Raw genomic sequence first — 22,780 nt, 5'->3', positions numbered from 1 at the left:
ACTGTCACACAGCTTGTCTATAACGCCGCTGCCGCGAACTTGCGCAAGGCCCACCGGTTCCGCGCTTTCAAAAGGAAATAGGGATATGTCCAAATTTTATAACTGCATTTCGGCGGCTGCCGCCGGCGTCATGAGCTTAGCGCTGGCCCTGCCGGCTGCTGCTGCTCCGATCAAGTTCGATTTCTGGTTCGGCCTGTCCGGCGACCTGGAGCGTGTTGTTCAGACCCTGTGCACGAACTTCAACAATTCGCAGACCGATTATCAGGTCGTCTGCACCGGCCAGGGCAACTACGACGCCGCTCTGCAAAACACCATTGCCGCCTTCCGTGCTGGCAAGCAGCCGGCCATCGTGCAGGTTTATGACGTCGGCACCGCAACCATGATGCTTTCCGGCGCCTATTATCCGGTCGGCAAGCTGATGTCGGAAAACGGCTACAAGGTTAAGTGGGACGACTATTTCCCCGGCATCGCTCGCTACTACGCCACCTCGAAGGGCGAGCTGCTTTCCTTCCCGTTCAACTCTTCGACCGCCCTGCTCTACTGGAACAAGGACGCCTTCGCAAAGATCGGCAAGACCGCCGCTCCGAAGACCTGGGAAGAAGCCGCCGACGACATGAAGGCGCTGAAGGGCGCTGGCTATGATTGCCCGATGGCCATCAACATCTCCGGCAACGAGAGCTGGCAGTTGATGGAACAGTTCTCGGCCATCCACAACGAGCCGGTCGCTACCCAGAACAACGGCTATGACGGCCTCGACGCCCGCCTGACCGTCAACAAGACAAAGTTCGTCAAGTACGTCACCGACCTCAAGAGCTGGTACGACGCCGGCCTCATCAAGATCAAGTCGAAGGATCTCGGCCAGGATATGGTCCAGGCCTTTGCAGCGGGCGATTGCCAGATGATCATGACCTCGGTCGGCGACCATGGCACGGTCGGCAAGACGCAGAAGGCCGGCATGAACTGGGATGTTGCCGAGCTTCCGGTTTACGCCGGTACTGAGCGCAAGAATTCGCTCGTCGGCGGCGCTTCGCTCTGGGTTCTCTCCGGCAAGTCGTCTGACGAATACAAGGGCGCTGCAGCGTTCCTCGACTTCATCGGCAAGCCCGAAACCGCTCTGTTCTGGTCCACCAACACCGGCTACATCCCGGTCAAGAAGTCTGGCTTCGACTTCATGAAGTCCTCCGGCTTCTACGACAAGGCTCCCTATAAGGGCCGCGAAGTCGCCATCGCCAGCTTGACCGCTTCCGAGCCAACCCCGATCACCCGCGGCGTCCGCCTCGGCAACTTCACGCAGATCCGTGCTGAATTCGGCAACCAGATGCAGGCCATCTTCGCCAACAAGGTCAGCGTCCAGGAAGGCATCGACAACCTCGTCAAGAACGGCAATGCTGTTCTCGATCGCTTCGAAGCCACCTACAAGGGCAAGCAACTGCCGTAAGCAGTTCGCCCGTGAATAGACGACGTCCGCCGGGCTTTCCCGGCGGACGTTCGTTATGACCGCGAATGGCATTAGAATATCCCGCTTTCAGTTGGAATCATCTGAAACGGACGAGGTATTCTCGATTCAAACGGTAGAGCGTCCTGTGTGCGTTCAGACGACCGCACGGCGCTCGGGGGTCCAAGCCGGAAGAAGCAATGGAAAAGCGTACGACTTTCAGCAAGTGGAGCGTCGGCATCCTGTTCGCAGTGCCGCAACTCCTCCTCATCTTCACCTTCTTCTATTGGCCCGCCGGCCAGGCGATCTTCTGGTCGCTGACGCTGCAGCAACCCTGGGGCGGCGGCAATATCTGGGTCGGACTCGACAACTTCAAATCCATTCTCGCCAATGCCGATTACTGGAATTCGGTGACGATCAGCATCATCTTCGCGGCGATCAGCACCAGCATTTCCATGGGGGTCGCGCTGATACTGGCCGCTCTCACGGACCGGCAGCTCAAAGGTTCGAAATTCTACCGCGTCGTACTTATCTGGCCCTATGGCATCGCGGCTCCCGCTTCGGCGATGGCCTTTCGCTTCATCTTGGCGCCCGAAGCCGGCTTCATGTCCGTTGTCAACCATTATTGGCCGGGCTTTTGGGACCCGGGCCTCGACGGCACTGCCGCCATGGCCTCCATCATTGCCGCCTTCTCGTGGAAATATACCGGCTACAGCTTCATCTTCTTCCTTGCCGCCTTCCAGGCCATTCCGCGCTCATTGATCGAAGCAGCGGCAATGGACGGCTCGGGCGTGATCCGGCGCTTCTGGGACATTCAGTTCCCCATGATCACGCCGACGATCTTCTTCCTGCTGGTGATCAACATCACCGAAAGTTTCCAGGACTCCTACGGCATCGTCGACATCATGACATCCGGCGGCCCGCACAATTCCACGAACCTCATGGTCTACAAAATCGTCTTCGACGGCTTCAGAGGTCTCGACTATTCCGGCGCGGCGGCGCAGAGCATCATCCTGATGCTGCTGATCATCGTGCTCACCATCTTCCAATTCCGCTTCATCGAGCGGCGCGTGCATTACCGTTGAGGCTGACATGGTCGAGCGCACCCCAATTCTCAATTTCTTCACCCATGTGATCCTGTTCCTCGGCTTCATAGTGGCGGTAGGACCGCTGGCCATCGTCGCGATTGCCGCATCTCACAACCTTTCCGAGGTTAACCAGGTGCCGATGTCGTTGGTCCCCGGCACCGATTTCTGGATCAATATCAAGACGGCGTGGACCACGGCCAATCTCGGCCCCAAGCTGCTGAACAGCCTGATCTTCGCGGGCGGCGTCGCGGCGGGCAAGGTGATCGTTTCGGCGCTGACAGCTTTTTCGCTTGTCTATTTCCGGTATCCTGGCCGCGGCTTCATCTTCTGGCTGATTTTCGTCACGCTGATGCTGCCGCTCGAAGTGCGTATCGTACCGACCTATGCGGTCGCCGCCAACGTATTGTCGCCCTACCAGGCGATCCTCGACGTTACCGGCATCACCTGGCTCATCGAAAGGATTTCTGGCATTCAGGTCTCGCTGGATCTGGGGCTGCTCAATTCCTACCCCGGCTTGATCCTGCCGCTGGTCGCGACGGCGACCGGTACTTTCCTCTACCGTCAGTTCTTCCTGACGATACCCGATGAGCTGACCGAGGCCGCGCGCATGGACGGCGCCGGATCGCTGCGCTTCTTCATCGACATCCTGCTGCCGCTGTCGCGCACCAACATGGCCGCGCTCGGCACCATCATGTTCCTCTGGGCCTGGAACCAATACCTGTGGCCGCTGCTCGTCACCACGGATCCGTCGCATGCAACCGCCGTGACCGAGCTCAAGCAGCTCATCCCGAACGTAGGCGGTCTTCCCGAGTGGCACATCGCCATGGCCGGCACGCTGATCGTCATGGTGCCGCCTCTCGCCGTCGTCGTGCTGATGCAGCGCTGGGTCGTTCGCGGAGTGATCGCCACCGAGAAGTGATTGGATTGCCTGCCGCGCTTCCCCGGGGAATGCGGCAGACTTTCGAGGCCGGATCATTGCGGCGATAGTGGCGCGTGACAGAACCGGACGTCGTCGCGATATTGCGACGTCGATGGAATGTGCTCCCGCCGATCAGGACAGAGCCAGCTTCGGGCCACAGCAACTGCCTTTGGCCCAGGCAATAAAAAGCCCGGAAATCGGTAGGGATTTCCGGGCACTCTTGCTGAAAATTGATGTCTGAAAATTAGTTTGCGGCAACCTTGAGGGGTGTGACGGAGGCAATGGTATCGAGCCGCAGGCCGGTGTCCTGGGCGAAGAGATGCGTATGCTGCTGAGGAAGCTCCAGGCCGACGCTGTCGCCCGTCTGTCCCGTGGTATGGTCCGCAACGGCAACGGCGAAGTTGGAGCCGTTGATGTCGCAATGGATGACGCGGCCGGCGCCGAGTTCTTCGACGAAATCCACCGTGGCGGGAACGGCACCCGGCGTGCCGGCCGGCACGAGACGCGCATGTTCCGGGCGGATGCCGAGCGTGACCGGCTGGCCGGCATGACGCTTGCCTATATTGGCGTCGACAGCGATCGGCAGGCCATCAAAGATAAATTGCTCGCCATTTGCCGCGAAGGAGCCCTCAAGGAAATTCATTGCCGGCGAACCGATGAAGGAACCGACGAAACGGGTGCGCGGCGTATTGTAGACCTCGAGCGGCGTGCCGACCTGCTCGACATTGCCCTTGTACATGACCACCAGCTTGTCAGCGAGCGTCATGGCCTCAACCTGATCGTGGGTGACGAAAACCGAGGTGGCCGCCAGGCGCTTGTGCAGGCGGCGAATTTCGACACGCATCTGCACGCGCAGCTTGGCATCGAGATTGGAGAGCGGTTCGTCGAAGAGGAAGACTTTCGGTTCGCGGATGATGGCGCGGCCCATGGCGACGCGCTGGCGCTGGCCGCCTGAAAGCTCTGATGGTTTGCGGGCGAGGAAATCTTCGAGACCGACGATGCGGGCCGTTTCCTTGATGCGACGGTCACGTTCCTCGCGCGGTACACCGGCCACCTTGAGCGCGTAGCCCATGTTGGCGGCGACATCCATGTGCGGATAAAGCGCGTAGTTCTGGAAGACCATGGCGCAGCCGCGCTCGCGGGGCTCGAGCTGATTGACGACCTTGCCGTCGATGATGATTTCGCCCGAGGTGATATCCTCAAGGCCGGCGATCATGCGCAGCAGGGTGGATTTGCCGCAGCCGGAAGGGCCGAGAATGACGACGAATTCGCCGGAGCGGAAGTTCAGATCGACGCCATGCACGACCTGATTGCGTCCATAGGCCTTGCGAACTTGCTCGATCCGGATCTCTGCCATCTTGCGCTTTCCTGCCTGTCAATTCTGGGGCCTTAAGTTCGCTGGACTGCTAGCGAACTTGCATTACAAAAAGGTGACAAGGGCCCCGTTATATCACAGGCGGCATCGAGATTCCCTCACAAGAGTTATGTGCGCTATTCACCATGAAATGTGCGGGTGGCGGAACTATTGTGCTGACGGCTTCGTATATTGGTTCCGGCAGCGAAGAAGCATGTAAGGAAGAGGAAGCCTGGTCAAAGGCAAGGACGATGACGACCACGAAAAATGAGCCCAATCCCGTGCTGCTGTGGTTTCGCAAGGATCTCCGCCTCGACGACAATCACGCCCTGCAAGCCGCCGCAACATCCGACCGTCCGGTCATTCCGGTCTACATTCGTGAGCGCGGAGAAAAGGCTAGCGGGCCGCTGGGCGCAGCGCAGGAGTGGTGGCTGCATCATTCGCTGGTCGCACTACAGAAAGCTCTGCATGCCCTTGGCAGCAAGCTCATCCTCCGACAAGGCGATGCGCAGACAGTACTTGAAAAACTTCTTGCGGAGACCGGGGCTGAAGCCGTCGTCTGGAACCGGCGGTATGATCCCGCCGGCATAGCGGTCGACACGCAAGTTAAACGGGCGCTGCGAGACAACGGCATCGAGGCCAATAGTTTTGCGGGCCAGTTGCTCCATGAGCCAACGCGCCTGCGCTCGGGCACCGGCAATCACTACAAGAGCTATACGCCGTTCTGGCGCGCACTGGAGCAGTCCGGCGAGCAGCCGTTTCCTATCGTGGCTCCCGAACAGCTCCCGGCTCCCGGCCATTGGCCTCATTCGAATTCGCTCGACTCCTGGTCGCTACTTCCCAGCAAGCCGAACTGGGCGTCGGATTTTCCCGACATATGGACACCGGGCGAAGCTGCCGCGCATGAGAAGCTGGAGAATTTCGTGGAGACCGCGCTCGACGGCTACGCGGTCGATCGCGATTTCCCGGACAAGCCGGCAACTTCCCTGCTTTCGCCACATCTGGCACTCGGAGAAATCTCGCCTGCCCGCATTTGGCATGCGACGCGAGCGCTGGCCGGTAAGGTGCGCACGGACGACATCGTTCGCTTTCGAAAGGAGCTTGTCTGGCGAGAATTCTGCTATCACCAGCTCTTCCACTTTCCGAAGCTGAACTCAGTCAACTGGAACGAGCGTTACGACGATTTTCCCTGGCATGCGGATGTCAAGCTTTTCGATAGCTGGCGTCGCGGCCAAACAGGATATCCGATCGTCGATGCCGGTATGCGGCAGCTTTGGCGTCACGGCTGGATGCACAATCGCGTCCGCATGATCACGGCCTCGTTCCTGATCAAGGATCTGTTGATCGACTGGCGGGAGGGCGAAGCCTGGTTTCGCGATACGCTCGTCGACGCCGATCCAGCGGCCAATGCTGCGAACTGGCAATGGGTCGCGGGCTCCGGCGCCGATGCCTCACCTTTCTTCCGCATCTTCAACCCGGTGTTACAGGGCGAGAAATTCGATCCGGATGGCGGCTATATCAGGGCGTTCGTACCCGAGCTGGCCGATCTCGACAGCCAATATACCCATCGCCCATTCGAAGCGCCGGCCGACGTGCTAAAACGTGCAGGCATACAACTCGGCAAGGACTATCCTCTCCCGATCGTCGATCATGCCGCCGCGCGGCAACGCGCGCTCGACGCGCACGCATCGCTGAAAAATGATGGATAAGACCTTATTCGGCAGGGTACGGAGTCGCACGCGTCCCCATCGACCGGCCGTTGCGGCCGCTTCCGAGAAAATATCTGAGAACGCGGAAATAGAGGCTGTAGGGCAAAAACTTCAAAAGCTTTGCCCGGAAGACCAGGCGCTTCGGGAAGCTGATCTCGAAAGCCGATGATTTCAATCCGGCTGATATCGCGTCAGCCGCCTGCTGTGCCGACACCATATCCGGCATCTCGAATTTGTTTTGCGCAGTCATTGGCGTATCGACATAACCGGGGGTGACGAGCTGGATGTGAATTCCCATGCGCTCGAGCTCGAAGTTCAGGCTTTCGGCCATGTTGATAAGGGCAGCCTTGCTCGCGCCATATGCGGCGCCACCAGGCAGGCCGCCATAGCCAGCAACGGACGACACGAAGGCAACCTGGCCATATCCCCGGGCGCGCATATGCCGGACCGCCGGCACGAGGCAGTTGACGACGCCATGGAGATTGACGGCAAAACTGCGCTCGAACACCTCATGATTGAGATCTTCGCCTCGCGCCGGCAAATAGATGCCGGCGTTCAGAACCGCCAAGGCGACGGGGCCGTGTTGATATTCGATTGCAGCAACCGTGTGCTCCATATCCTCGGCATCGGTCACGTCGCCGTCCAGCACCACGATGCTGCCGGCAAGAGCGCCTGCCTCGGCCTGTAGAGCCAAGAGTTTTTCGTGGCTGCGCGCCGTAACGGCCACCTTGTATCCTTCTTCCGCCAGTTTCAGCGCGAGAGCGCGGCCGACGCCGGAACTGGCGCCGGTGATCCAGACGACTCCATGTTCAGGACGTGCGATGAACGGGCTCATGGTTCTTCTCCTTGGCTGGCGGTCGTCTACATCAAACGCTTAGCCGCGACCGACCGTGGCATTTTAGCAATAGCGTATCATTGTGGCCGCTTTCGGCCGGTTTAGCGGCTCCGCGCGGAAAACAATGTCACCAATTGGAGACTAGGCACCCCATGAAAGACTTAGGCAAACGAATGCTGCCAAGTCGAATTTTGCGGCTTGAACAAGCAGCAAGGAACAGAATTTCTTGCCTATGCCGCCTTGTGAAGGGAAAAGACCGTTCTTACAGTAGTCCTGAACAGAAGGCAGAGATTCCATGACCGTCCATCCCTCCGTCCTAGAAGCGATCGGCAACACGCCACTGATCAAACTCAAGGGTGCCTCCGAGGCGACGGGCTCGACCATCCTCGGCAAGGCGGAGTTCCTGAACCCCGGCCAGTCGGTCAAGGATCGCGCCGCGCTCTACATCATCCGCGATGCCGAAAAGAAAGGCCTGCTGAAGCCCGGCGGCGTCATCGTCGAGGGGACTGCGGGCAATACCGGCATCGGCCTGACGGTGGTCGCCAAAGCGCTCGGCTACCGCACCGTCATCGTCATTCCCGAAACGCAGAGCCAGGAAAAGAAGGATGCCCTGAGGCTGCTCGGCGCCGAGCTCGTGGAAGTGCCGGCCGTCCCCTACAAAAATCCCAACAACTACGTGAAGGTTTCCGGCCGGCTTGCTGCGGAGTTGGCAAAGACCGATCCGAACGGAGCGATCTGGGCCAACCAGTTCGACAACGTCGCCAACCGTCAGGCGCATATTGAAACCACCGCCAAGGAAATCTGGGCCGATACCAACGGCAAGATCGACGGTTTTATCTGCTCCGTTGGTTCCGGAGGCACGCTGGCGGGTGTCGCCATGGGCCTGCATGCCTTCAACAAGGACATCAAGATCGGCATCGCTGATCCGGAAGGGGCGGCACTTTACGAATTCTACAAGAACGGCGAACTGAAATCCTCTGGCTCTTCGATCACCGAAGGTATCGGCCAGGGCCGCGTGACGGCAAATCTGGAAGGTTTTACGCCCGATTTCGCCTATCAGATCAGTGATGCCGAAGCCCTGCCCTATGTCTTCGATCTGGTCGAACACGAAGGTCTCTGCCTCGGCGGCTCGACGGCCATCAACATTGCCGGCGCCGTACGCCTTGCTAGGGATCTCGGCCCCGGCCATACGATCGTGACCATCCTCGCCGACTATGGCAACCGCTATCAATCCAAGCTTTTCAATCCGGATTTCCTGAATTCGAAGGGTCTGCCGCTGCCGGCATATCTGACGACGAATTCCGATATTCCTATTCCTTACGAAAACCTCGCGTGATCTTATGTCGGTGAATGCCCTTTATCGTGACGATTTCTATCTCTCGACCGCCGAGGCTGTCGTAACCGCAATTCACGAGGATGGGGGCATCGAGCTCAATCAAACCTGCTTCTACGCGACCTCCGGCGGGCAGCCGGGGGATACCGGTTTCTTCGAGCGCGCGGATGGTTCGAAAATCACGCTCGGCCAGACGAAGCATGGAGCGACGAAGGACATCATCGTCCATGTGCCGCTTGAGGCAGAAGCAAAGCCTGCCGTCGGTGAAAAACTGGTGCTGCATGTCGACTGGCCGCGCCGCTATAGGCTGATGCGCATGCACACGGCCTGTCATCTGCTCTCGGTCGTCTGCCAATATCCGATCACGGGTGCGGCGGTCGGCGAGGATGAAAGCCGCGTCGATTTCGACATGGGCGAGACGATCGACAAGGACGAGGTGACGGCGAAAATGATGGCGCTCGTCAATGAGAACCATCCCGTTTTCGTCCAGTGGATTACGGATGAGGAGCTTGCAGCCAATCCGGGTATCGTCAAATCGAAGAACGTGCGTCCGCCGATCGGACTCGGCCGCGTCAGCCTTGTCTGCATCGGCGAAAACTCCGCCATTGACAGCCAGCCCTGCGGCGGCACACATGTGTCGGAAACGCAGGAAGTCGGGGCAATCTACATCGCCAAGATCGAGAAGAAGGGCAAGGAGAACCGCCGCTTCCGCATCCGTTTCGGCACGCCCGCCGACGAAGTTTGACCCGGCGGTTCCTGGATTAAACAAGGCCCGATATAAATCAGGGAGAGATCATCATGACAGCGGAGAAGAGCCGTTTCGTCGTATCCGCCGACTGGCTGCAGAACGAATTGGGCGCCAAGGACCTGCGTATCCTCGACGCATCCTTCTACCTGCCGGCGCAGAAGCGCGATGCTGATGCCGAATATGCCAGCGGCCACATTCCCGGCGCCATCCGCTTCGATCAGGACAAGATCGCCGATCACTCCACCGACTTGCCGCATATGGTGCCTTCGCCGGAATTCTTCGCGGCCGAGGTCGGCAAGCTCGGGATCAGCGAGACCGATCGCATCGTGGTCTATGATGGTCCCGGCGTCTTCGCATCGCCGCGGGTCTGGTGGCTGTTTCATGTCGTCATGGGCGCCGCGAATGTCTTCGTGCTCGACGGCGGCCTGGATGGCTGGAAGGCCGAAGGACGGCCGCTGGAAACCGCCCTGCCCGCATTTGCACCGGCCACCTTCAAGCCGAATTTCAACGCAGCCCGTGTTGTCCCCTTCGAAGAGATGCGCGAGATCGTCGACAGCGGCTCGCTGCAGATCGCCGATGCCCGCAGTGCCGGTCGTTTCGCCGCCACCGAACCGGAGCCGCGCGAAGGCATGCGCTCCGGCCATATGCCGGGCGCAAAAAGCCTTCCGTCCGGCAGCTTCGCGGTGAACGGCAAGTTCAAGTCCCTGCCGGAACTGCGCGAAACGATCGAGAAGGCCGGCATCGATCTTGAAAAGCCTGTGGTGACCACCTGCGGCTCCGGGATCACTGCCGCCATTATCACGCTGGCGCTGGAATCGCTCGGCCATGGCGCTAATCGTCTCTATGACGGCTCCTGGTCGGAATGGGGCAGCCGGCCGGATACGCGCATCGTCACCGGTAAAGATTGAGCGGCGCAGACCCCGTGAAAACGCCATCGTCTCTCAAAGTCCATATCACCCGGTTGGAAATGACCGCGCCTCCCAAGGCGAGCCTGCCCGTGCCTGTCAATATCCAGACGGCAATCATGCGCTCGCCCGGCATTCCCCTGCCGTTTTACCGCTATCTCTATCGCCAGGTCGGTGCCCGCTGGCATTGGGTCGACCGGCTTCGCTTGCGTGACGAGGAACTGACGGCCGTCCTGCACGACCAGCGCAACGACATCAGCGTGCTCTATGTCAACGGCGCGCCGGCCGGCTTCTTCGAATATTTCCGCGAGGATGAGGAGACGATCGAGCTAAGCCATTTCGGCCTGATCGAGCACGCTCTCGGGCTCGGCATCGGCAAATGGTTCCTGTTGCAGGCGCTCTACGCCATGTGGACGCTGAGCCCGCAACGCATCACCACGACCACCAACAATCTCGACCATCCGCGGGCGCTTCAGCTCTACCAGATGTTCGGCTTCTCCCCCGTTTCAACCGGCGAAGGCATCGTCAGGCCGCTGAGCGACAAGGAACTGCTGGAGCTGGCAAAGAAAAGCTAGCCGCAGGAATCGGGTGGCTTCTCCCTCTATCGGGGCGCATCACATGACAAACCCTAAAAAGGAGATTTGCCATGTCTGCGATTGCTTTTGCCGCCATGCCCACGTCCGATGCCGAAGCTCTCTGGAACGGCGGCGTGGACGCCTATAGTCACCGGCCGGAGACAATGATCTCGGATGGTCCCGGCCATCCCTGTCGCCACTGCCTGCAAAATATCGATGCGGGCGAAGAGCTCTATGTCTTCGCCTATCGGCCGTTTCCGGATCTGCAGCCCTACGCCGAGACCGGGCCGGTTTTCCTGCATAAGGTGCCTTGCCGGCGTTACGAAGCCGAGGAAGTCCTGCCGCCCGTGCTGACCACCAGTCCGGATTTCATCGTGCGCGGCTATGGCGAAAACAACCGCATCGTCTACGGCACCGGTGCCGTGACACCGATCGGCGACATCGAGGCCTATGCTGGCGAACTCCTGAGCCGCGAAGGCATCGCCTATGTGCATGTCCGCTCGGCGCGCAATAATTGCTATCAGTGCCGGATCAATAAAAAAGAAGCGCCGGCATACGGTGACGCCGGCGCTTCCGTCTGACGTGAGCGCGATGGGATTTACGCCACGTTCAAGACGCTTTCCGGGGCGAAGGCCTCGTAGCCGAGCGCTTCGGCGACGGGTCTGTTGGTGACACGGCCCTTGTGGATGTTGAGGCCGTTGCGCAGGTGCTTGTCCTCGGCAATGGCGCGCAGGCCGCGATCTGCGAGCGCGAGGCCGTGATAGATGGTGGCATTGTTCAACGCTTGCGCCGAGGTGACCGGAACCGCCCCCGGCATATTGGCGACGCAATAGTGCACGATTCCGTCGACCTCATAGGTCGGTTCGGAATGGGTGGTTGCATGGGAGGTTTCGAAGCAACCGCCCTGGTCGATGGCGACATCGACGATAACGGCGCCCTTCTTCATGCCGGACAGCATTTCGCGGGTGACAAGCTTCGGCGCCGCCGCGCCGGGGATCAATACGGCGCCAATCACGAGATCGGCGGCGAAGACCTCTTCCTCCAGCGCCTGGATGCTGGAATAGCGCGTGTGAACACGGCCGTTGAAGATATCGTCCAACTGGCGCAGACGCGGCAGCGAACGATCGAGAATGCTGACATCGGCACCGAGGCCGGCCGCCATCTTGGCCGCATGCAGGCCGACGACGCCGCCGCCGATGATGGCAACCTTGGCCGGCAGAACGCCGGGCACACCGCCAAGCAGGATGCCAAGACCACCATTGGCCTTCTGCAGCGCGGTGGCGCCCGCCTGGATCGACAGACGGCCGGCAACTTCCGACATCGGCGCGAGCAGCGGCAGACCGCCACGCTCATCAGTGACGGTTTCATAAGCGATGGCGGTGACGCCGGAGGCGATCAAGCCCTTGGTCTGCTCCGGATCGGGCGCGAGATGCAGATAGGTATAGAGAAGCTGGCCATCGCGCAGTTGCGACCATTCGGAAGGCTGCGGCTCCTTCACCTTCACGATCATGTCGCACTTTTCGAAAATATCCTTCGCGGTGGCGGCGATCTTGGCGCCGGCGGCGATATAGGCGTGGTCATCGGCCCCGATACCTGCGCCCGCCTTGGTCTCGACCCAGACCTCATGACCATGGGCCACATATTCGCGAACGGATGCAGGCGTCAGACCGACGCGATATTCATGATTCTTGATCTCTTTCGGACAACCTACGCGCATTTGCTCCTCCTGAATGCTTTTCCGGTTTGCAACTGTTCCGGTACGGATGAGACCACTTTCGCCCTGAAATGTCCTTGCAAAGACAATTTGCCGAACAAGCATTTTTCGTGGATTATTGCGTTTAAGCCAATTTTTTCGAAAGATCTTCGAATGCCGGATATAGACACCATCGATCGTGCGATTTTGGGAGTACTGCAACAGAACGCCAGGATCACCAATGCCGAGCTTGCGGAAAAGGTCGGCCTGTCGCCTTCAGCCTGCTCGCGCCGGCTCGACATTCTGGAGAAAAATGGCGTTATCGGCGGTTATCATGCCCGGCTGTCGCACAAGGCGCTGGACTACAAGATGATCGCCATCGTCCATATCTCGCTCTCCGGCCAGTTCGCCAAGACGCTGTCGGAGTTCGAAACGGCGGTGAAACGCTGCCCGAACGTGCTCGTCTGCTACCTTATGTCCGGCGAATACGACTATATCCTGCGCGTCGCGGCGCGCGATCTCGAAGATTACGAACGCATCCACCGCGACTGGCTCTCCGCTTTGCCGCATGTGGTGAAGATCAATTCCAGCTTCGCGCTGCGCGAGATTATCGACCGGCCGAATGTCGGGCTCTGAGCTGCGGCTGGTCGAGCTATCGCATACCCAGAAGCAAGGCGCGGTGATCGGAGACTTCCGGCTCGGCGACGGGGTCGAATTCGATCACCTCCACCGCGGACGTCACCAGCATATAGTCGGCGAAACGCGGCTCCTTGCGGTAATAGGAAGTCCGTGTATCGCGATGACCGCGCGAGGTGACGAGGTCGGAAAGCCCCAATGCTCCGAGGGAATCGAAGGTTACGCTCCCCGGCAGGACATTGAAGTCGCCGCAGACGACCAGCCTCTCATTGCCCTTGTGAACATGCCGGATGAGCTCCACCAACGCGTCCGCCTGATGACGGCGAGCCGGTGTGTCGCCCTTGCCATCGATATCGCGCAGGCCATGCATATGGGCGATGGTGACGGGGAAACCGCCCTCGTAATCGAAGATGCGGATGCAATGGGCGTTGCGCGACCGCGGGTGCGGACCCCAGCCGTCGGCCGAAAATTCCCCATGTACGAAGCCCGACGCCTGGCCGATGACCGGATAGGACTTACGGACAAAGGTTGCTAGGCCGAATTCGGAGGCTATCCGCCGATCACCGTCAAAGACATCGCCTCGCGCTGTCGGACAGAAGAAGGCGTCGTGCATGGGCAGGGCAGCGGCGATCTCCTCAAAAAGATTGGCTCGTTGCGGAAGTTCGACGCCGTGGTCGCGATAGACCAGCCATTCGGAGGGTGCATCCTTGGTGCGCGTGACCTCCTGCAGGCACAGAACATCCGCGTCGACATCGACTAGGTACTGCATGAGCGGTTCATGCAATAGGCCACCCCACACATTCAGCGAAACGATGCGCAACGCCATTTCTTCTTTCTCCAAAACTCCCGCTCGACCTCCATAAGAAAGTCCGGAGTTGAAACATTAAAAGCAACAGGTCCCGATTCGGAACGGATCCTGTCAATTTTACCGATCGTCCTAAGCACCTTTCAACGCCTACCTGCTATCCGGAATTGTCAGACACAGGCATCGAGGTCAGTTATGCAGCCGATTTCAAAACCGCTTACTGAAAACAATCTGAAAATCAAAGCGAGGCGTTCGCCGCGCAAGTATGCCCGTCTGATGGGTCGGGTCCGATATTTCGCCAAGGCGGTTACCGGCCGTGTGGTCAATATTTCCACCGGCGGCATCGCGCTCGACCTGCAATCGCCGATCCATGCCGCCGCCGGCAGCAAGGTCCGGGTCGAATGCGACGACATCGGCGTATTGGATGGCATCGTGCGCTGGACCCATAGCGGCCGGATCGGTATCGAGTTCGACCCCTCCTCCAATGCGTCGGCGCAGGTTGCTTCCTATTTCCGCTTTTTCCACAAGGACATACAGCCGGTTCTGAAACGCTGACGGCTTCTTCGCTCCTTGGCGCCGAAGCCACAATAAGTCTGTCATATTACTAGTGCACACCTTCAAAAATCGTCTTAATCTCCCTCGCCCCGAAAGGTGATCGAGGGATCATGGATTCATTGTTGAAGGAGTGTTTCATGTCTTCCATTCTGGAATTGCCCAGCATGTCGCGCCGTTCTTTGCTGCAGGGCCTCAGCGCCACCGCCGCGCTGATCGTGCTGCATCCATTTGCCGCCCGCGCCGCCGGCAATCAGGCGCATCTGCGTCTCATGGAAACGACGGACATTCACGTCAACGTCTTCCCCTACGACTATTACGCCGACAAGCCGAACGACACGATGGGTCTGTCGCGCACGGCAACGATCATCGACAACATCCGTGCCGAGGCCACCAATTCGCTGCTGATCGACAATGGTGACGTGCTTCAGGGCAATCCGATGGGCGACTACATGGCCTATCAGCACGGCATGAAGGACGGCGACGTCCATCCCGTCATCAAGGCAATGAACACGCTCGGCTATGAGGTCGGCACGCTCGGAAATCACGAGTTCAACTATGGCCTCGACTTCATGTTCAAGGTTCTGGGCGGAGCGAATTTCCCCTTCGTCTGCGCCAATCTGACCAAGGGCCAGCTTGCCTCCGACCCGAAGAAGGACGACCTGTTCTTCAAGCCCTATCTGATCCTCGACAAGAAGATCAAAGATGGCGCCGGCAATGAGAACACGATCAAGATCGGCTTCATCGGCTTCGTGCCGCCGCAGATCATGCTCTGGGACATCAAGAACCTTGAAGGCAAGGCACGGACGCGCGACATCGTCGAGGCTGCCAAGGCCTGGGTACCCGTCATGAAGGAAGAAGGCGCCGACATCATCATCGCCCTCTCGCATTCCGGCATCGACGGCAGCGGCCCGAGCGACAAGATGGAAAACGCCTCGCTCTACGTTGCGGCAGTTGACGGCATCGATGCCGTCTTCACCGGCCACCAGCATCTCGTCTTCCCTGGCCCGAAGACCTGGGACGGTATCAAGGGCGCCGATCCGGTGAAGGGCACGCTGCACGGCAAGCCCGCCGTCATGGCCGGTTTCTGGGGCTCGCATCTCGGTCTGATCGACCTGCTGCTCGAAAAGGACGGCAAGAGCTGGAAGATCGTCGACTTCACCTCCGAAGCACGGCCGATCTATCACCGCGACGACAAGAAGAAGGTCATCGCCGATGTCGCCGACAAGAAGGAAGTGGTGGAAGCGGCAAAGGCCGAGCATGAGGCGACGCTGACCTATGTCCGCACGCCCGTCGGCAAGACCTCTGCGCCGCTCTATTCGTATTTTGCTCTCGTTGCCGACGATCCGTCGGTGCAGATCGTGAGCCAGGCGCAGGTCTGGTACATCAAGAACATGCTGAAGGAGACGCAGTATAAGGATCTGCCTGTGCTTTCGGCGGCTGCGCCCTTCAAATGCGGCGGCCGCAACGGCGCCGACTATTATACCGACGTTCCCGCCGGCAATATCGCCATCAAAAACGTCGCCGACCTCTACCTCTATCCAAATACGGTGCAGGCGGTCGTCATCAACGGCGCGCAGGTCAAGAACTGGCTGGAAATGTCCGCAGCGATGTTCAATCAGGTCCAACCGGGCGCCAAGGATGCGGATCTGATCAACAATAGTTTCCCGTCCTATAACTTCGACGTCATCGACGGTGTCACCTACCAGATCGACCTCTCGCAGCCGCGCCGCTTCGGCGATGACGGCAAGGTCTTGAATGCCGACGCAAATCGCATCCGGAACCTGCAGTTCGACGGAAAACCGATCGATCCGGCTCAGAAATTCCTGGTCGTCAGCAACAACTACCGCGCCGGCGGTGGTGGCAACTTCCCGGAAATCGCTTCGGATAAGGTCGTCTATCAGGCTCCGGATACTAACCGCGACGTTATCGTCCGCTATGTCCATGACCAGGGCACGATCAATCCGACCGCTGACGGCAACTGGACCTTCAAGCCGCTGCCGGGCACGACCGTTCTGTTCCAGAGCTCACCGAAGGCTAAGGATTTCCTCGCTGATGTGAAGAGCGTGAAGATCGAGGACGCCGGCGAAGGTGTCGACGGCTTCCGCAATTACCGGCTGGTACTCTGATTCCGTTGACCCTCCCCCCGCGCGGGGGAGGGTTTTCACTCCGCCGCCAACGGCTTCTCGTTCGGATGACACATTTCGACGGCCGCCTTGAAATCCGCCTGGTTCGGGCATCGCGAAAGGCGCGAGCTGAAGGCTTCGATCATCCAGGCAGCGGCGGGACCGGGAGGACTGGCAAGCTTGTGGACGGCGTAGATCGGATATTCGCTCTGGTCGTACGCATCGAGGGCCAGAGGCACCAACCGTCCCTTCTGTAGGTCTTCCATGATGAGCGAAGCCGGCAGCCCGCCCCAGCCGAGGCCGCCGCGCATCAATTGATGCTTGGTCGCGATATCGCTGACATGCCAGATCTTGTAGGAGAGGACGTTGAAATCTTTGCCACTCGTGAGACCGGAGGCATCGGTAACGACCAATTGCACCTCCTCCCGCACATCGGCAAGCGTCAACGGCCTCCCAATCTGAGCGAGTGGATGATGGGGCGACGCGACCGGAAGCATGAAGGAGTGCCCGATACGCTCGACGACCAGCGAATCATCCTTCTTGAACACCGCGCCACCAATACCGATCGTAGACTTACCGCTGGCGACGAGTTCCATCATCGTGCCGAGTTCGCCGGTGTCGAGCCGAAGCGAGACGAGCGGGAAGCGCTCGCGAAACTCGCTCAACACGTCGACGGTGGCATGTATCGGCACCATGACGCTGATGGCCACCGCCACTTCCGATTCAAGTCCCGCCTTCAAACCTTTGACGCGCGCACGCATCACTTCGAGATCGCCGAGAATACGACGCGCATCTTCCAGCATAGCTTTGCCCGCGTCCGTCAATGTTGGCTGACGGGAGCCGGAACGCTCGAATAGCGGTACCTCGAGCTGGGCCTCGAGATTGGCAATCGTGTAGCTGATGACCGATTGCGCACGGTTTAAGGTTCGCGATGCGGCGGAAAAGCTGCCGGATTCGGCAACGGTGAGAAAGACCTGCAACTGGTCGAGGGTCGGATTGGGAAGCATGGGCCATCCATTCTATCGATAATTCCAATCCATATTATCACAGTTTTTTCGATGGCACTGCAGACTTATTTCTTTTCTCGAACGATGGCTGGCCTCCCTGCCTGGCTCTCGCAACTCATTGAAAAGGAACACGACCATGTCCTCTATTCTGCTTTTGACGTCCAGCCCGCGCAGCGACTCGCTTTCCACCAAGATCGCCAGCGAGCTTGCCGACAAGATCAAGGCCCAGAACCCGGGCAAGACGATCGTCCATCGCAATCTGGCCGCTGCGCCGCTGCCGCATATCGATGAACTCTTCACCGCCGCCATCCGCACCCCGGTCGAGGCTCGCACGCCCGAGCAGGCCGAAGCCGTCAAGGTTTCCGACCAACTCGTGGACGAGCTGCTTGCCGCCGACACCGTCGTCATCGGCACCGGTCTCATCAACTTCAACATCTATTCGTCGCTGAAGGCCTGGATCGACAACATCGCCCGCGCCGGCCGCACCTTCACCTACACGGAAACCGGCCCCAAGGGTCTGGTGACCGGCAAGAAGGCTTATATTGTGCTCGCTTCCGGCGGCGTCTATTCCGAAGGTCCGGCTGCCCCGCTCAATCATGCCGTTCCCTATCTGAAGTCGGTTCTCGGCTTCATCGGCATCACCGAAGTCGAGACCGTCTATGTCGAAGGCCTTGCCTTCGGTCCGGAAGCCGCTGAAAAGGCGATCGGCGCTGCCCAAGCCCGCGCAACCGAACTGGCACTTGCCGCCTAAGCTTTCAAAACAATCGCAATTCCCTGCGAGCGGCCGGTCCCCCACCGGCCGCATTTTTTATTTCCGGCCGTCTGTCGCCAGTTCCTTCAAGAAGCTCTTCGCAGCCTCCAGAATTTCACGGGAGAGCTCTTCGTCGTTTGCGATGCGCGCAAGGCCGACCGCGCCGCTCATCAAGCATGAGGCGACAATGGCATTGCGCCGCATCTCCGTGGCATCCTGGTGCGGCAGGCGCGCGGCCATCGTTTCGAAGTTTTTCCGTATCCCTTCCGTTGCAATGGTTCGCACGGCATCGCCGCTGCGCGCGATATCGGCCGTCAACGCTGCATAGGCACAGCCTTCGCCGCGGTGGTCGCGATGTAGCGTGCTGAGATAATCGTCGGCATAGTCCTCCAGAGAAATATCCGCCGGATCGATCCCCTTCCCCTCCAATTGCCGCCGCCACGATTCCACCGCCACCTGGACGGCTTCAGCGACGAGTTCGTCACGGGAGGCGAAATGCTTGTAGAATCCGCCGACCGTCAGGCCGGCTTCCTTCATCAGATCGGCAACGCCAATACCCTCCAGCCCCTCCTCCCGCAGGCGCTTGGCGGCAAGTGTCACGATGCGCTCATGCGTCTTCTGCTTCTCCAACTGAGAATGACCCATCGAAAAATCTCCTCGATCTACCTTGACGAATGTAGATTATGATCATAATCCTTATAGAGAACGATCATAATCCAGATCGTGATCAAAGCCAATAGGAGCTACGAACATGCGTCTCAAGAACAAGGTTGCCATCATCACAGGTGGGAACAGCGGCATCGGGCTGGCCACCGCCCGCCTCTTCCTCGCCGAAGGCGCCAAGGTCGCCATCACCGGCCGCAATCCACAGACCCTTGCCGCCGCCGTTGAAGAGCTTGGCGGCGATGTGCTGGCACTGCAGGTCGATGTCACCGACGTTGCAGCCACCGAGAAAGCTTTCGCCGACGCGGCTCAGAAGCTCGGCAATTTCGACATCGTCTTCGCCAATGCGGGGATTGCCGGCGAAACCGCCGTTGGAAGGACCACGCTTGAGCAGTTCGAGACGGTGGTGCGCACCAACTTCACCGCCGTCTTCTTTACGGTGCAGGCTGCGTTGCCGCATCTGAACGACGGCGCCTCGGTGATCCTGAACGGTTCCGTGCACGCTGTTCTCGGCATCCCCGGCTACTCCGCCTATGCCGGCACCAAGGGTGCCGTCCGCGCCATGACCCGCAACCTGGCATCCGAACTCGCCCCGCGCGGCATCCGCGTCAACCAGGTCACGCCCGGCGCCACCAAGACGCCGATCTGGAACACACGGGCGATGACGGAAGATGCCAAGGATGCCCTCGAAGCCCGTTTCGGTAGCCTGAGCCCGCTTGGCCGCATGAGCGAAGCCGACGAGATCGCCAACGCTGCCCTCTATTTCGCATCGGACGATTCCCGGAACGTCACGGCGATCGAAATCACCGTCGACGGCGGCGCGACCAGCGCTCCCTCGGGTGCCAAGCTTTTCCGCACGGCGTAAACGGATCGGAGAAAGCAAGGCCTATATTCGGCCACTGGTAATTGCTGTCGCAGAAAATCGGTCGCGGAACTCAAAGTTATGCGACCGACTTTTTTGACAAAAGCCCTTCCGTGCTTCGAGCGTGCGACAGGCACTTCCTCCAACTGAGCCTCGCCCAAGCCTTTGGAACCCCCAACCGGGCGGACTTCAATTTTTATTCGAAGACGGCGCCGTTTTGCTTGAAGTCGCTTTGCCTTTCGGGAGGGAGCGCGGGTTCTCCAAAAGGCGCAAAAGCACATTCGGTCTTCTTGCCCGCTGGACAAGATCGATATCACTCACAAGCTTTGCGCCGCCCTCGCGCCGCTCCAACGTGATCTTGCGGCTATGGAAGACTTCCAGCTCGGCGCGGTGCGCCACGCTGATGATGGTGACCTTCGGCAATTCCTTGATCACCGTCTCCATCATCTTGTCCTGACTCTTCTCATCGAGTGCTGACGTTGCTTCATCCAGCACGATGATATCGGGATTGTGCAGCAGGAGACGCGCAAAGGCGAGCCGCTGCTTTTCGCCGCCCGACAACGTCTGGTCCCATGGCGCTTCTTCCTCGATCTTCTCGTTCAGATAATCGAGTCCCACCTTGTCGAGGGCCGCCTTGATCTCATCCAGCGTCCAGCTATCGGCGGCGCTGGGATAGGCAACGGCGCGGCGAAGTGTCCCGGAAGGGATGTAAGGCCGCTGCGGCAACATGAACAACCGCCTGTCGGCGTGGAAATCGACGCTGCCGTCACCCCACGGCCAGAGACCTGCGATGGCCCGCACCAGCGTGCTCTTGCCTGAGCCGGATTCTCCGGCCACCAGCACCCGCTCGCCCGGTTCGATCACGACCTGTGTTTCCTTGACCACGGCGGTGCCGTCGTCAAGCGACACGGAGAGATCGTTCAGGCTGACCATCGCATCGCCCTCAGTTTCGCCGTGCTTGATGCGTCCCAAAGCGTCGCTCTGCTCCGCGCGCTCGAGCCCGTCGAGCGATACCATCAGCGAAGCGACGCGCCGTGCGCAGGCATTCCAATCGGCGAGACGGGGGTAGTTGTCGACCAGCCATCCGAAGGCGCTCTGGACGATGGCGAAGGCAGAGGCAGCCTGCATGACCTGCCCAAGGGTCATGCTGCCTTCAAGAAACTTTGGAGCGCAAAGCAAAATCGGCACGACGGGCGCAAACAGGCTCGACCCCTGCGACACAAGCGTCGTACGCATGTGCTGGCGGGCAAGGAGCGCCCATTGCCCGAGCACATTGGCGAAGGTCTTGTCGAGGTCGCTACGCTCCTCCTCCTCACCGCCGAGTAATGCGATGCTCTCGCCGTTTTCCCGCACATGTGTCAGCGTGTAGCGAAATTCGGCTTCCGCCTGATTTTTGACCTCGGAAACGTGGACGAAATGGCGGCCGATGATCGCCATAGAGCTAGACGTGATCGCGGCGTAGAGGACCGCGGTGACGACGAGAAAGCCGGGAATAGTGACCGTCGTAGCGGCGATCGTCAGGGTCAGGGCACCGCCGATCGTCCAAAGCACCACAATGAAGGTCGAGGCCGACAGAAATGCGGAAATGACGCCGGCAATGAAATCGACGGGGGATTCGGTAGCAATCCGCAAGTCCTCCGAAATGCGCGCTTCGGGGTTCTTGTGGTCGCCGCCGATGAGGTTCAACTGATAGTAGCGGCCGTTTGCGAGCCAGCGCGCGATGACTGCGGTCGTCAGCCAGGAACGCCAGCGGCGCTGAATCGCCATCCGAAGGAAGACTTGTGTAACGACGAGGGTCATGCTTCCCAACGCGAGTGGCAGGAATACGGCGCTCAAAAAATAGACGGTGCTGGCATTGCGTTGCTCTATTGCGTCGAAAATTGCGCGATTCCAGATATTAATTCCATACTGGAAGCCGACATTCATGCCGATCAGGGCCAATAGCACGATCGTGCACGGCCAAGAGAGCCGGTCGCCGCCGCGACCCCAGTAACCACGCGCGCTGATCCAGAAGCGCCTCAGCAAATACCGCTTGCGCGCCTGCTCGGCCTCCTCAGGCGTGAGCTCTGGATCTGGTTCGATCACATCTGGCGGCGGCGCGACCTCGACGGTCGATCCCTCCCCTTGGCGCGACTTCTCGGCACCGTGCGGTTGAGTGCCGTCGACCGATTTCGGATTGATTTTAGCGTCGGTCATAGCGCAACAACGGCTTAAAAATCGAAAGGTTTCATGGTGCCGGTGTCGAAGACGAATGGCGGTCGCGGGGGGCTTGTCGAGAAAATCAGTCCGTCGCCACTCGAACGCTTGAGAATGCCGTCAGTCGAATGGAAAAACCGCCCGCAGTGTCTGTGCTGCAAGCGGTTCGACATCAATATCTGCTTTAGTTCCGCATTTCCGATAGGCCAGGCCATCCGGCCTTTGTCGTTCGAGCCAGTCCCTGAACTCAGACCTGACGAACCTTTTCGCCGTCGCCGAACAGAGAGGGGCCGTTCTGGTCGATGATCTGCTGCGCCTTGCGGAAAGTCGATTCAAGCGCATCGTCCGACGAGGTGAAAACATCGGCGCGGATGAAATTGCGCACCAGCACCTCGCCGTTCACTTCCTTCTCGATCCGGCCCATCAGGCGGAACTGATTGCCTTCGCGCTGCGGCGTCGCATAGATCGTGCAGCCGTTGTGCTCCTGCGGCTCCGCGGTGACGGAGGGACCGCCGGTCTTTTCGGCGCTCGTCGTCGAAGCGCCGCCGGTGAAGATCGAGAAAATATTCGACAAGATCGAAGCCATGA

The 22,780-nt window shown here is 59.6% G+C and carries 22 protein-coding genes; 14 read left to right on the top strand and 8 right to left on the bottom strand.

Features of this window, described 5'->3' with window-relative positions; genetic code table 11:
* The first annotated feature begins 85 nt into the window (after positions 1 to 85).
* The 3 genes from NXC24_RS08645 (at position 86) to NXC24_RS08635 (ending at position 3,442) form a co-directional block, all read left to right on the top strand.
* A complete protein-coding gene (locus NXC24_RS08645; protein WP_104822910.1) occupies positions 86 to 1,438 on the top strand; it encodes an extracellular solute-binding protein in 1,353 nt (450 codons plus the stop codon).
* Positions 1,439 to 1,635: 197 nt separating this feature from the next.
* Complete coding sequence (locus NXC24_RS08640; RefSeq protein WP_104822909.1) at positions 1,636 to 2,520, top strand: sugar ABC transporter permease; 885 nt, start codon at positions 1,636 to 1,638, stop codon at positions 2,518 to 2,520.
* A gap of 7 nt (positions 2,521 to 2,527) precedes the next feature.
* The gene (locus tag NXC24_RS08635; RefSeq protein ID WP_104822908.1) at positions 2,528 to 3,442 is read left to right on the top strand and encodes an ABC transporter permease subunit; all 915 of its coding nucleotides are present in this window, start codon (positions 2,528 to 2,530) and stop codon (positions 3,440 to 3,442) included.
* A 244-nt stretch (positions 3,443 to 3,686) separates the two neighbouring features.
* Here NXC24_RS08635 and NXC24_RS08630 read toward each other — a convergent pair whose 3' ends face one another.
* Positions 3,687 to 4,799 (bottom strand): sn-glycerol-3-phosphate import ATP-binding protein UgpC, encoded by a 1,113-nt coding sequence (locus tag NXC24_RS08630; protein WP_104822907.1) that lies wholly within the window; start codon positions 4,797 to 4,799, stop codon positions 3,687 to 3,689.
* Positions 4,800 to 5,047: 248 nt separating this feature from the next.
* Between NXC24_RS08630 and NXC24_RS08625 the strand changes: the two genes are divergently transcribed.
* Positions 5,048 to 6,505 carry a deoxyribodipyrimidine photo-lyase gene (locus NXC24_RS08625; protein ID WP_104825078.1) on the top strand — a complete coding sequence of 486 codons (1,458 nt, stop codon included), beginning with the start codon at positions 5,048 to 5,050 and terminating at the stop codon, positions 6,503 to 6,505.
* Between the two features lie 4 nt (positions 6,506 to 6,509).
* On the opposite strand, the gene NXC24_RS08620 is transcribed toward NXC24_RS08625, so the two are convergent.
* Positions 6,510 to 7,340 carry an SDR family NAD(P)-dependent oxidoreductase gene (locus NXC24_RS08620; RefSeq protein WP_104822906.1) on the bottom strand — a complete coding sequence of 277 codons (831 nt, stop codon included), beginning with the start codon at positions 7,338 to 7,340 and terminating at the stop codon, positions 6,510 to 6,512.
* 295 nt (positions 7,341 to 7,635) lie between these two features.
* On the opposite strand from NXC24_RS08620, the gene NXC24_RS08615 reads away from it, so the two are divergent.
* The 5 genes from NXC24_RS08615 to NXC24_RS08595 all read left to right on the top strand — a co-directional run bounded on the left by NXC24_RS08615 (position 7,636) and on the right by NXC24_RS08595 (position 11,482).
* Positions 7,636 to 8,676 (top strand): cysteine synthase A, encoded by a 1,041-nt coding sequence (locus NXC24_RS08615; protein ID WP_104822905.1) that lies wholly within the window; start codon positions 7,636 to 7,638, stop codon positions 8,674 to 8,676.
* 4 nt (positions 8,677 to 8,680) lie between these two features.
* Positions 8,681 to 9,418 carry an alanyl-tRNA editing protein gene (locus NXC24_RS08610; RefSeq protein WP_104822904.1) on the top strand — a complete coding sequence of 246 codons (738 nt, stop codon included), beginning with the start codon at positions 8,681 to 8,683 and terminating at the stop codon, positions 9,416 to 9,418.
* 53 nt (positions 9,419 to 9,471) lie between these two features.
* The gene (gene sseA, locus NXC24_RS08605; RefSeq protein WP_104822903.1) at positions 9,472 to 10,329 is read left to right on the top strand and encodes a 3-mercaptopyruvate sulfurtransferase; all 858 of its coding nucleotides are present in this window, start codon (positions 9,472 to 9,474) and stop codon (positions 10,327 to 10,329) included.
* Between the two features lie 59 nt (positions 10,330 to 10,388).
* Complete coding sequence (locus NXC24_RS08600) at positions 10,389 to 10,901, top strand: GNAT family N-acetyltransferase (RefSeq protein ID WP_104825077.1); 513 nt, start codon at positions 10,389 to 10,391, stop codon at positions 10,899 to 10,901.
* Positions 10,902 to 10,972: 71 nt separating this feature from the next.
* Entirely contained in the window at positions 10,973 to 11,482 is a 510-nt protein-coding gene (locus tag NXC24_RS08595; protein WP_104822902.1) for a DUF1203 domain-containing protein, read from the top strand.
* Positions 11,483 to 11,499: 17 nt separating this feature from the next.
* On the opposite strand, the gene ald is transcribed toward NXC24_RS08595, so the two are convergent.
* Positions 11,500 to 12,618 carry an alanine dehydrogenase gene (ald, locus tag NXC24_RS08590; protein WP_104822901.1) on the bottom strand — a complete coding sequence of 373 codons (1,119 nt, stop codon included), beginning with the start codon at positions 12,616 to 12,618 and terminating at the stop codon, positions 11,500 to 11,502.
* A 150-nt stretch (positions 12,619 to 12,768) separates the two neighbouring features.
* Here ald and NXC24_RS08585 point away from each other — a divergent pair, with 150 nt between their 5' ends.
* Entirely contained in the window at positions 12,769 to 13,230 is a 462-nt protein-coding gene (locus NXC24_RS08585) for an Lrp/AsnC family transcriptional regulator (RefSeq protein WP_104822900.1), read from the top strand.
* Positions 13,231 to 13,246: 16 nt separating this feature from the next.
* Here the strand turns inward: NXC24_RS08585 and NXC24_RS08580 are convergent, their stop codons facing one another.
* A complete protein-coding gene (locus NXC24_RS08580) occupies positions 13,247 to 14,056 on the bottom strand; it encodes an endonuclease/exonuclease/phosphatase family protein (RefSeq protein WP_199773542.1) in 810 nt (269 codons plus the stop codon).
* Between the two features lie 174 nt (positions 14,057 to 14,230).
* Between NXC24_RS08580 and NXC24_RS08575 the strand changes: the two genes are divergently transcribed.
* On the top strand, positions 14,231 to 14,590 hold the full coding sequence (locus NXC24_RS08575) for a PilZ domain-containing protein (protein ID WP_104822899.1): 360 nt from the start codon (positions 14,231 to 14,233) through the stop codon (positions 14,588 to 14,590).
* A gap of 137 nt (positions 14,591 to 14,727) precedes the next feature.
* Positions 14,728 to 16,716 (top strand): bifunctional 2',3'-cyclic-nucleotide 2'-phosphodiesterase/3'-nucleotidase, encoded by a 1,989-nt coding sequence (locus NXC24_RS08570; protein ID WP_104822898.1) that lies wholly within the window; start codon positions 14,728 to 14,730, stop codon positions 16,714 to 16,716.
* Between the two features lie 35 nt (positions 16,717 to 16,751).
* On the opposite strand, the gene NXC24_RS08565 is transcribed toward NXC24_RS08570, so the two are convergent.
* A complete protein-coding gene (locus NXC24_RS08565) occupies positions 16,752 to 17,720 on the bottom strand; it encodes a LysR family transcriptional regulator (protein ID WP_104822897.1) in 969 nt (322 codons plus the stop codon).
* Positions 17,721 to 17,856: 136 nt separating this feature from the next.
* Between NXC24_RS08565 and NXC24_RS08560 the strand changes: the two genes are divergently transcribed.
* A complete protein-coding gene (locus tag NXC24_RS08560) occupies positions 17,857 to 18,471 on the top strand; it encodes an FMN-dependent NADH-azoreductase (protein WP_104822896.1) in 615 nt (204 codons plus the stop codon).
* A gap of 57 nt (positions 18,472 to 18,528) precedes the next feature.
* Here the strand turns inward: NXC24_RS08560 and NXC24_RS08555 are convergent, their stop codons facing one another.
* Positions 18,529 to 19,116, bottom strand: coding sequence for a TetR/AcrR family transcriptional regulator (locus NXC24_RS08555; RefSeq protein WP_104822895.1), 588 nt, complete (start codon positions 19,114 to 19,116; stop codon positions 18,529 to 18,531).
* Positions 19,117 to 19,222: 106 nt separating this feature from the next.
* On the opposite strand from NXC24_RS08555, the gene NXC24_RS08550 reads away from it, so the two are divergent.
* Positions 19,223 to 19,999 (top strand): SDR family oxidoreductase, encoded by a 777-nt coding sequence (locus NXC24_RS08550; RefSeq protein ID WP_104822894.1) that lies wholly within the window; start codon positions 19,223 to 19,225, stop codon positions 19,997 to 19,999.
* Positions 20,000 to 20,185: 186 nt separating this feature from the next.
* Here NXC24_RS08550 and NXC24_RS08545 read toward each other — a convergent pair whose 3' ends face one another.
* Both NXC24_RS08545 and NXC24_RS08535 read right to left on the bottom strand, forming a co-directional pair.
* Positions 20,186 to 22,192, bottom strand: a complete 2,007-nt coding sequence (locus tag NXC24_RS08545) for an ABC transporter ATP-binding protein/permease (protein WP_104822893.1) — start codon at positions 22,190 to 22,192, stop codon at positions 20,186 to 20,188.
* 247 nt (positions 22,193 to 22,439) lie between these two features.
* On the bottom strand, positions 22,440 to 22,778 hold the full coding sequence (locus NXC24_RS08535) for an HlyU family transcriptional regulator (RefSeq protein ID WP_104822891.1): 339 nt from the start codon (positions 22,776 to 22,778) through the stop codon (positions 22,440 to 22,442).
* Positions 22,779 to 22,780: the final 2 nt, after the last annotated feature.

Source organism: Rhizobium sp. NXC24, from assembly GCF_002944315.1.
Classification (GTDB): domain Bacteria; phylum Pseudomonadota; class Alphaproteobacteria; order Rhizobiales; family Rhizobiaceae; genus Rhizobium.
The sequence above is the reverse complement of the archived record's forward strand: the minus strand, read 5'-3'. Positions and strand labels throughout refer to the sequence as shown.

Bases quoted from the DNA above. Each gene is read 5' to 3' on its own strand.
- sseA (WP_104822903.1), top strand. From the start codon at position 9,472: ATGACAGCGGAGAAGAGCCGTTTCGTCGTATCCGCCGACTGGCTGCAG.
- NXC24_RS08645 (WP_104822910.1), top strand. From the start codon at position 86: ATGTCCAAATTTTATAACTGCATTTCGGCGGCTGCCGCCGGCGTCATG.
- NXC24_RS08545 (WP_104822893.1), bottom strand. From the start codon at position 22,192: ATGACCGACGCTAAAATCAATCCGAAATCGGTCGACGGCACTCAACCG.
- ald (WP_104822901.1), bottom strand. From the start codon at position 12,618: ATGCGCGTAGGTTGTCCGAAAGAGATCAAGAATCATGAATATCGCGTC.
- NXC24_RS08640 (WP_104822909.1), top strand. From the start codon at position 1,636: ATGGAAAAGCGTACGACTTTCAGCAAGTGGAGCGTCGGCATCCTGTTC.
- NXC24_RS08560 (WP_104822896.1), top strand. From the start codon at position 17,857: ATGTCCTCTATTCTGCTTTTGACGTCCAGCCCGCGCAGCGACTCGCTT.
- NXC24_RS08635 (WP_104822908.1), top strand. From the start codon at position 2,528: ATGGTCGAGCGCACCCCAATTCTCAATTTCTTCACCCATGTGATCCTG.
- NXC24_RS08625 (WP_104825078.1), top strand. From the start codon at position 5,048: ATGACGACCACGAAAAATGAGCCCAATCCCGTGCTGCTGTGGTTTCGC.
- NXC24_RS08620 (WP_104822906.1), bottom strand. From the start codon at position 7,340: ATGAGCCCGTTCATCGCACGTCCTGAACATGGAGTCGTCTGGATCACC.
- NXC24_RS08615 (WP_104822905.1), top strand. From the start codon at position 7,636: ATGACCGTCCATCCCTCCGTCCTAGAAGCGATCGGCAACACGCCACTG.
- NXC24_RS08580 (WP_199773542.1), bottom strand. From the start codon at position 14,056: ATGGCGTTGCGCATCGTTTCGCTGAATGTGTGGGGTGGCCTATTGCAT.
- NXC24_RS08595 (WP_104822902.1), top strand. From the start codon at position 10,973: ATGTCTGCGATTGCTTTTGCCGCCATGCCCACGTCCGATGCCGAAGCT.
- NXC24_RS08610 (WP_104822904.1), top strand. From the start codon at position 8,681: ATGTCGGTGAATGCCCTTTATCGTGACGATTTCTATCTCTCGACCGCC.
- NXC24_RS08570 (WP_104822898.1), top strand. From the start codon at position 14,728: ATGTCTTCCATTCTGGAATTGCCCAGCATGTCGCGCCGTTCTTTGCTG.
- NXC24_RS08555 (WP_104822895.1), bottom strand. From the start codon at position 19,116: ATGGGTCATTCTCAGTTGGAGAAGCAGAAGACGCATGAGCGCATCGTG.
- NXC24_RS08600 (WP_104825077.1), top strand. From the start codon at position 10,389: ATGACCGCGCCTCCCAAGGCGAGCCTGCCCGTGCCTGTCAATATCCAG.
- NXC24_RS08550 (WP_104822894.1), top strand. From the start codon at position 19,223: ATGCGTCTCAAGAACAAGGTTGCCATCATCACAGGTGGGAACAGCGGC.
- NXC24_RS08575 (WP_104822899.1), top strand. From the start codon at position 14,231: ATGCAGCCGATTTCAAAACCGCTTACTGAAAACAATCTGAAAATCAAA.
- NXC24_RS08585 (WP_104822900.1), top strand. From the start codon at position 12,769: ATGCCGGATATAGACACCATCGATCGTGCGATTTTGGGAGTACTGCAA.
- NXC24_RS08630 (WP_104822907.1), bottom strand. From the start codon at position 4,799: ATGGCAGAGATCCGGATCGAGCAAGTTCGCAAGGCCTATGGACGCAAT.
- NXC24_RS08535 (WP_104822891.1), bottom strand. From the start codon at position 22,778: ATGGCTTCGATCTTGTCGAATATTTTCTCGATCTTCACCGGCGGCGCT.
- NXC24_RS08565 (WP_104822897.1), bottom strand. From the start codon at position 17,720: ATGCTTCCCAATCCGACCCTCGACCAGTTGCAGGTCTTTCTCACCGTT.